This is a genomic window from Bernardetia sp. (assembly GCF_020630935.1).
Classification (GTDB): domain Bacteria; phylum Bacteroidota; class Bacteroidia; order Cytophagales; family Bernardetiaceae; genus Bernardetia.
Window position 1 is genome coordinate 23,136 of record NZ_JAHDIG010000057.1, and the last position, 8,351, is coordinate 31,486.

The 8,351-nt window shown below is 33.3% G+C and carries 8 protein-coding genes; 6 read left to right on the top strand and 2 right to left on the bottom strand.

From position 1 onward, the window contains the following. Positions 1-111: 111 nt before the first annotated feature. From QZ659_RS15030 to QZ659_RS15045, 4 genes are all read left to right on the top strand, one after another. The gene (locus QZ659_RS15030; protein WP_291726893.1) at positions 112-1,083 is read left to right on the top strand and encodes a transketolase family protein; all 972 of its coding nucleotides are present in this window, start codon (positions 112-114) and stop codon (positions 1,081-1,083) included. 213 nt (positions 1,084-1,296) lie between these two features. Continuing rightward, entirely contained in the window at positions 1,297-2,157 is an 861-nt protein-coding gene (locus QZ659_RS15035) for a hypothetical protein (RefSeq protein ID WP_291726895.1), read from the top strand. A gap of 39 nt (positions 2,158-2,196) precedes the next feature. Further along, complete coding sequence (locus tag QZ659_RS15040; RefSeq protein ID WP_291726897.1) at positions 2,197-3,189, top strand: succinylglutamate desuccinylase/aspartoacylase family protein; 993 nt, start codon at positions 2,197-2,199, stop codon at positions 3,187-3,189. 298 nt (positions 3,190-3,487) lie between these two features. Next, the gene (locus tag QZ659_RS15045; protein WP_366935870.1) at positions 3,488-4,396 is read left to right on the top strand and encodes a MerR family transcriptional regulator; all 909 of its coding nucleotides are present in this window, start codon (positions 3,488-3,490) and stop codon (positions 4,394-4,396) included. A 68-nt stretch (positions 4,397-4,464) separates the two neighbouring features. Here the strand turns inward: QZ659_RS15045 and QZ659_RS15050 are convergent, their stop codons facing one another. Together QZ659_RS15050 and QZ659_RS15055 are read right to left on the bottom strand one after the other, a co-directional pair. Then, positions 4,465-5,394, bottom strand: a complete 930-nt coding sequence (locus tag QZ659_RS15050; RefSeq protein ID WP_291726902.1) for an endonuclease/exonuclease/phosphatase family protein — start codon at positions 5,392-5,394, stop codon at positions 4,465-4,467. A 97-nt stretch (positions 5,395-5,491) separates the two neighbouring features. Beyond that, the gene (locus QZ659_RS15055; protein WP_291726904.1) at positions 5,492-6,217 is read right to left on the bottom strand and encodes a hypothetical protein; all 726 of its coding nucleotides are present in this window, start codon (positions 6,215-6,217) and stop codon (positions 5,492-5,494) included. A gap of 137 nt (positions 6,218-6,354) precedes the next feature. Here QZ659_RS15055 and QZ659_RS15060 point away from each other — a divergent pair, with 137 nt between their 5' ends. Continuing rightward, on the top strand, positions 6,355-6,975 hold the full coding sequence (locus tag QZ659_RS15060) for an RNA polymerase sigma factor (protein ID WP_291726907.1): 621 nt from the start codon (positions 6,355-6,357) through the stop codon (positions 6,973-6,975). Positions 6,976-7,023: 48 nt separating this feature from the next. Next, positions 7,024-8,217 carry a hypothetical protein gene (locus QZ659_RS15065; protein ID WP_291726909.1) on the top strand — a complete coding sequence of 398 codons (1,194 nt, stop codon included), beginning with the start codon at positions 7,024-7,026 and terminating at the stop codon, positions 8,215-8,217. Positions 8,218-8,351: the final 134 nt, after the last annotated feature.

The window sequence follows — 8,351 nt, forward strand, 5'->3', positions numbered from 1 at the left end:
TTTTAATTATCTTTGTCCTATCAAATCAAGAATTATCCTAAACGATGGTTTTCATCCTCGTTTAAGGTTAGAAACATAGATTTTCTCTTCATTCTATCATTTCCATATACAATGAAAAAATATACTTTCGACACCCAAAAAGATACTCGTTCGGGTTTTGGCGACGGACTTACAGAACTTGGCAAAACAAATCCTAAAGTTGTAGCTCTTTGTGCAGACCTTATTGGTTCTCTCAAAATGGGAGACTTTCAAAAGCAGTTTCCAGAGCGTTTCTACCAAGTTGGTATTGCAGAGGCAAATATGATGGGCATTGCAGCAGGTCTGACTATCGGTGGTTGGATTCCCTTTACAGGAACATTTGCCAACTTCTCAACAGGTAGAGTATATGACCAAATCCGTCAGTCGATTGCATATTCTGGAAAAAATGTAAAAATTTGTGCTTCTCATGCTGGTATTACGCTAGGTGAAGATGGTGCAACTCACCAGATTTTGGAAGACATTGGAATGATGCAAATGCTTCCTCACATGACGGTTATCAATCCTTGTGATTATAACCAAACGAAAGCTGCTACACTTGCCATTGCAGACTACCAAGGCTCTGTCTATTTGCGTTTTGGTCGTCCGAAAGTGCCAGTATTTATGCCAACCGACCAAAAATTTGAAATTGGAAAAGCAATTACTTTACAAGAAGGAACTGATGTTTCTATTTTTGCAACAGGGCATTTGGTTTGGGAAGCTATTCAAGCTCATGAAGAGCTTTTGAAAGAAGGTATTTCGGCTGAAATTATCAATATTCATACGATAAAGCCACTAGATAGAGAAGCTATTTTGAAATCTGTTGCCAAGACAGGTTGTGCTGTTTCTGCTGAAGAGCATCAAATTACAGGAGGTTTGGGAAGCAGTATCGCACAGACATTGGTTATGAATAACCCTGTTCCTATGGAGTTTGTAGGTGTAAACGATAGCTTTGGTGAGAGTGGAACGCCAGATGAGCTTATGGAAAAATATGGACTGACTGCCAAAGATATTATAAAGAAAGCAAAAGCTGTATTGGAGCGTAAAACAAAACTAGCTTCTGTGTAAGCAGTAGAAAAAAGGTATATTTGCTGTTGGTAAGCACACCAACAACGGCTGCCATTGTCAGTGTCTTCACCGACGATAGTTCATCCTTTAAAAGGCAATTTGAGATAAGTTGCCTTTTTTTTGTAAATTTTGACTTTTATTTTTTTAGGGTACAGTTTTTCTAGTCCTTTTTCTGTTGTTGGTATTTCAATCAATAACACTCAATAACAAACGATGATAAAAAATATTTTACGTAGCGTACTAGATGCTTTTGGATATGAAGCACGAAAAAAATACGTTCCTGTACAACACAATACAGAAAGCTACGCCAACCTTGGCGAAGATACTATCTTAGCTTCTTATTTTGATAAGATTAGACAAAACACAGAGGTAAATAATGATTTTATTGTAGATATTGCTGCCTCTGATGGCATTACGATGTCAAATACCTTTGTTTTCTTTAGAGATGGCTACAAAGGAGTTGCAGTAGAATATGACAGTGAAAAATTTGCTTTTCTGTCTAACTTATATAAGATTTATCCAAACGTACAGCTTCTTCGTACTAAAGCATTGCCTGACACAGTAACGTCACTTCTAAAAGTAGCTGAAGCTCCAAAGGATTTTTTATTTCTCAATTTGGATATTGATAGTTATGATTATTTTATTTTAGAAAATATTCTTTCAGAATACCGTCCTAAAGTAATTTGTACTGAAATCAATGAGCAGATTCCTTACCCTACTCGTTTTACGGTAACCTATCATCCAGATACATTTTGGCAAGGCGATAACTTTTTTGGGTATAGTGTAGCAATGTTGGAAGATATTTGTCAAAAATATGATTATGAAGTTGTAAATATTCATTATAATAATGCCTTTTTAGTTCCTAAAGAAATAAATGAAGCTGCAAAATTAAATGAAAACCCTGCATCAATAGCAGAGTTATACAAGGCTGGCTATCTCAATCAAGCGGATAGAAAAGTAATATTTGCCCACAATGCTGGTATTGACCATTTGTTAGAAAAATCACCAGAAGAAGTAAAGCATTTTTTGAAGCAAGAATTTGCAAAATATGAAGGAAAATATATTTTAGAATAAGAAAAATTAGCATAACATTCTGATACAAACACAAAGTATATGCAAAACGAATTTCCAAATTATCATAAAGATATTGTTATTGATGGTGTTTCAGTAGCAGTAGGAGAAGAAAAACAAATCAATCTAAATATTGCGAAACTTCCCTCACGTACTTCTATCGATACGCCTGTCTTTGTCTATCGCTCAAAAGAAGCTGGAAAAACACTACTTCTTATTGCAGGAATGCACGGCGACGAAATCAATGGAGTCGAAATTATAAGACAGCTTATTTCCAAAGAACTAATCATTCCTAAAAGAGGAACTGTCATCGCTATTCCACTTCTTAATATTTATGGCTTTCTCAACTTTTCAAGAGAAGTTCCTGATGGCAAAGACATCAATAGAAGTTTTCCAGGGAGTAAAGATGGTTCACTTGCCAGTCGTGTTGCCAATGCTTTTACGACGGAAATTTTACCCCATATAGATTTGGGATTAGATTTTCATACAGGAGGAGGCAGAATAAATAATTATTCTCAAATCCGTTGTTTAACCACAGAAGGACAAAATGAAGAATATGCTCGTGCATTTTCTCCTCATTTTATTATCAACTCAAAACTTAGAGATAAATCTTTACGTGGGTTGGCTCAAAAAATGGGAAAATCTATCTTAGTCTATGAAGGTGGAGAATCTCAACGTCTAAACCGTGCGCCTATAAAAGAAGGAATGCGTGGAGCTGTTCGCTTGATGCATCATTTGAATATGATAGATGATGAAGATTTGTCAAAAATGCGTGGAGCAGAACAAAACCTAGAACCCATTATCCTACAAAAAACATCTTGGATGAGGGCAAAATTTTCTGGGCTTTTTAGGTCATTTGTAAAAAACGGCTCTATGATAGAAGAAGGACAAGTAATTGGAAGTCTTACTGACCCTTTTGGAGAATTGCATCATGATATCATCTGTAAGCAAGACTGTCATATTATTGCCATCAATCATCAAGCTGTTGTAAATCAAGGAGATGCTATTTTTCATCTAGGAAAAACAAGTATATAGTATCTTACGATTAAAATAAATGCTATCACAATCATTATAATACAATGACCTGTCCTCTAGCATTCAATCAATCTTTGTTTAATTTTTCAGTTCTTTAAAAGAACAGGAGGGCTTAAAATAAAAACTTGTTCTAACAAGAATATACAAAAGTAAAATTTTGTTGAATATATTAAGCCTCATATTAAACAAATTAAAAAGTATTGCGTTATATTAGGAACTAATTTGAAAAGCTATGGAAAATAATTCGAATACATAGCATATTTGAAATGTAATTTACTCCACTTACCTTTAAATTTGAATGACTGTGCGAGATACAAATACTTATTCGATACGAGATCTAGAAAATCTAACAGGCATTAGAGCGCATACTATCAGAATGTGGGAACAACGTTATGAACTTGTAACTCCAAAACGAACAGATACAAATATTCGCTATTACGATTCTGAAGACTTGAAATATATGCTCAATGTAGCATTACTTAATAACAATGGTGTTCGTATTTCGAAAATTGCTAAAATGTCGCAGGATGAAGTATATGTAAAAGTAAGAGAAACACTTTCAAGAACTTCTGATTACCAATCTCAGATTAGCGCACTTACAGCTGCTACCATTGATATCAATGAAGAACAGTTTGAGCGAATTATGTCTACAAGTATTCTGCAATTTGGATTTGAAAAAACAATGCTCAATATCATTTATCCTTTTCTTAGCCGAATAGGAATGCTTTGGACAACTAATGCCATCAATCCAGCACAAGAACACTTTATTACTGGGCTTATTCGTCAAAAAATAATTGTTGCTATAGACGGACAGTACAGAGACAAAGCCTCTGGCACAGGGAAAAAATATATTTTATTCCTTCCGAGTGGCGAACTACACGAAATCTCACTTTTGTTTTCTTATTACCTTTTGAAAGTACGAGGAAATGAAGTGATTTATCTTGGACAAAATCTACCTTTAAAAGACTTACAAGAAGTATATTATACACACAGACCAGCCACTTTGGTAACCATTATTACCTCTTCTCCAAGTGCTAATGCAGTAGAAGAATATTTATTTGAAATTGGAGAACGTTTTCCAGATGCTGATATCTTAGTTTCTGGATTTCAAGTAATGGGACAAGATTATAAAACCTCTAAAAACGTATATATATTACAAAAACCACAAGATTTGATTGCCTACTCACAAGAAAAAGCAACAGAATAATATGCTAAAAAACTTAGAAAGCTAGAAAATATTTTGCTTATAGATGTCAGACTTTTTTTTTATAAAGCCTACTCCTTAAATCCAAGCTCTACCCACAAAGGAATATGGTCAGAAATATAACGGGCTTCTTTTAGGCTTTTATAATCTTTATAAAAATGAATAACTTGTGCGTCTTTGATAGAAAATGCTCTTTTCTCTACAAAAATATTATCGTATTCTTTGTTTAAAGGACTTCCATCTTTTGGTTTCATTCGTAGGCTAGTTTTTTGGTCATTGAAGGCTGCCACAAATGAACGCTCTCTCAATCCATTAAAGGCTTCGTGTTCTCCATCCAGATTAAAATCTCCCAAAATAAGGATGTTGTCTGTTCGATAAGAATTAGGTATTTCCTTTAAAAAAACAATCTCTTTTTCAGGGTCTTTACTTGTTGGAACAGCGTGGAAACTACCTATTAACAAAGTATTTTTAGATTTACTTTGTTTCGAAGCTACTTCAAATCTTGCCATATAAGGCTCTCTATCTACTTTTTTAGCAATACTTTCTTCTAGCCAGTCTTTTTTCAATGAAATTTTGGCATTTTTTGTAGTAGTTTTCCAAAGGTAAGCATAGCGTTCTTTTCCATCTCCAGAAGTAGGGTCGCTAATTTTGTATTCCCACTTGCTGCCTGTTCGGTTTAGCTCGTCGGCTAATTTTCCCACAGCACGTATTCCATACAAAGATGTAGAAACTTCTTGAATGGCTACAATATCATAATCCTTTAATAACTTAGCAATATATGCTATTTCATTTGCATCCTTAGATTTACCAAAATTATATAAGTTCCACGAAAGCACTCTAACAGTTTCTCCTTCAAACTTTTTATCTATTTCAACAGAATTATCAGAAAGTATAGGAGAATTTGGACGGTTCTCACCACTTTTATTTTCTACAACATCACAACTAGAAATAGCAGAAAATAAAAAAAAACAAAGTAAGGATAGTAGTATATTTTTTCTCATCAAATCAAACAAGTTTATTTTACAGAATAAATCATTACTGCAATAATACTCATTTTTTGGCTCATAAAACAATGCGCTTTTACTTTGTGTTTCAAAATTATTCTATAAAAAATGTAATTCCAATTTGAAAAGTTAGCATATCTGTTCTTGTCCTTTTTACATCATAGACAAACTCATCTGGAAATATTGGGTCTGGATAAATCGAATTTCTTGTCATATATTTTGCCTTACTCCCTTGTGTATAGACGCCACGAATATCTAATTTTATTTCTTCTGTTAGTGAAATTAAAACCCCTCCTGCGCCACCATAAGCAAAAGAAAAGCCATCTTGTTCAATAAAAGCATCCAGTTCTTCTCCATCTTCTTCTTCTGTAGTTCTTGTATAGAGATAACGCCCTCCTATAAGTCCATCTACATAAGGGTAAGCAAAGGCATCTACCCAACGAGGTTTGAAACGCACCATTGCAAAACCCTCAAAAATATTATTATTTGTGTTTAATGTATATTCAAAGCCATTATTATCTATGTAATCATCTGATTTCATTCCATAAATCATATAACTAGCATCCAAACCTACAGAGACAACTGACTCATCTTCTGTTAAGGGAATTAGTATCAGTCCTCCCACTCCGAAGGCAATAGATTCATTCTGTTCTGCAAACTCTTCTAATGGAAAGCCTGTTTGTAGTCTTAGGTTGAACTGTCCTTGTCCTAATGCTTCCTGACTATACAAAACTCCTAGTGTACAAATAAAAATTAAATGAAAGCGTAAAGTATATAATTTCGTAATAAATTCGTATGTTGATAAAGATAGATTTTTCATAAATTGGTAGTTAGTTTGTAGTTATTAAAATGATGATTCGTATTAAGATGCAACTTTCATCACACTCTTGTAGTCTAATAAATGCTGTTCTTCAAGTTCAGATGAGATTGCATTTTTAATTTTTAATTGTTCTTAGAATGTTTGTCAAGTTATTTTCTAAAAAAAGTCCTCGTTCCGACTTAGAACTTATAGAAGCCTATAAAGAAACCCGAGATAACAAATTTGTAGGTGAACTTTTTGAGCGTTATACTCACTTGGTTTATGGTGTTTGTCTGAAATATCTGAAAGATGAGGAGGATAGCAAAGATGCTGTACTGCTCATTTTTGAAAAATTACTGACCGACCTTCTACGTTTTGAGATACAAAATTTTCCTCCTTGGTTGCATCGTCTTACACAAAATTATTGTTTGATGTATTTGCGCCAACGCCAAAGGGAGTTCAAAAGAAGTGAAGATTATTTTAACAATCAAGACGAGGAACGTATGGATTCTGACCCAGATTGGCATCTATCTAATGAAAGCGACAAACATCAAAAAGAAGAACGCCTCAACAGCATTGAAGAAGCACTCTATGCACTAAATACTGAACAACGACAATGTGTAGAACTTTTCTTTTTAGAAGAAAAGAGTTATCAAGAAATTGTAAACATTACTGGTTTTCCTCTCTCTAAAGTAAAGAGTTATCTTCAAAATGGAAAAAGAAATATCAAGAAGCAGTTAGGTATTCTAACAATAGCTTTTTGGCTATTGTTTATGTAAAAAGATAGTTTCTTCTTTAGCCAAAACACATAAAAATGAAATACCACTATGAGCCAAAGCAATACCAATAGAGAACAAAAAATACGGAGCATTTTAGAACGCTCTTCCAATATAGATGTCCAAACCTTACAAAAATATATAGATAAAAAATTAACCAAAGAAGAATTACACGAAGTAGAAAAACAGCTCCTAAATTCAGATTTTGCTGCTGAAGCTGCCGAGGGGTTTTCTAATGCAGATTTTAAAGTAAATATTGCAGCCAGTACAAAAGAGTTAAATAGAGAAATAAAGAAATATAACAAAGAGCGAGGTTTTTATAAAACAGATTATAGAATTTATTATGCTGCTGCCTCTGTAGCTCTAATTTTTGTTGTCATATTTGGTCTGATGAAAGGAATAGGCATTGGGTTTGAAAGAGAAGAGTTTGCAGAAGCTGATGCTTTTGATACAGAGCAAACAAAACAACAAGAAAAATTTGCTAAAGAAGAAACAAGTAATGATTTAGCTCTTAATGATGAACCAATTGTTTCAGAAGAGATAGAAAAAGAGTTAGTAGAAAAACTAGAAAAAGGTGAAGCAATAAAAGCTGTAGATAATGAGGAAAGCATTACTCAGTTTAAATCAAACTCAAATAGCAATCTAAGCGACAACAATATATCATACAATTTAGATGAGTCAGAAACGAAACAAGATTTTTCCACCTCTGATATTTGGATACAGAAAAAACAAAAACTCAATGATAATAGTACACCATTGGTAGCTTCTTCTCCTACTACGAATGAAAATACATCAAATTTAACAGATAGTATAAATTTATATTATAATCGGCAGTTAGCAGATGACGATTATGGCTATTCTGATAAATCTATGGGAAAACAGAAAACCTCGCAAGAAACTCTCTCTAACGCTATGCAAGCCTATGAAAATGGAAAATATACTGATGCTAGTCTGTTATTTACTACTTATTTAGCTAGTAATGCAAATGATGCTCAAGCACTTTACTTTGGAGGACTGTCTCATTATAAGAATCACGATTACAAAACTTCTATTGGTTTGTTTGAAAGATTTTTGCTGCAAAAATCTAGTATTATTTATCAAAAAAATTATCAAGATGCAGAGTGGTATTTAGCCGATTCTTATTTAAAACAAAATAAAAAACAGCAGGCTAAAAAGCTACTAGCAAAAATTATGGAAGCAAAAGGTAAATATGCTAATCAAGCAAAAAGGCTTTTGGAGAAATAAATTATTACTCTTCCCAAATCTCAAAAAATTAGACAACTCATACTTACTCATTGATGCTATTTTTTCTAACCATATAGACACATAAAAAAAACTATGTGCTTATGTGGTTTATTTTTTTGAAACAATATCTTTAA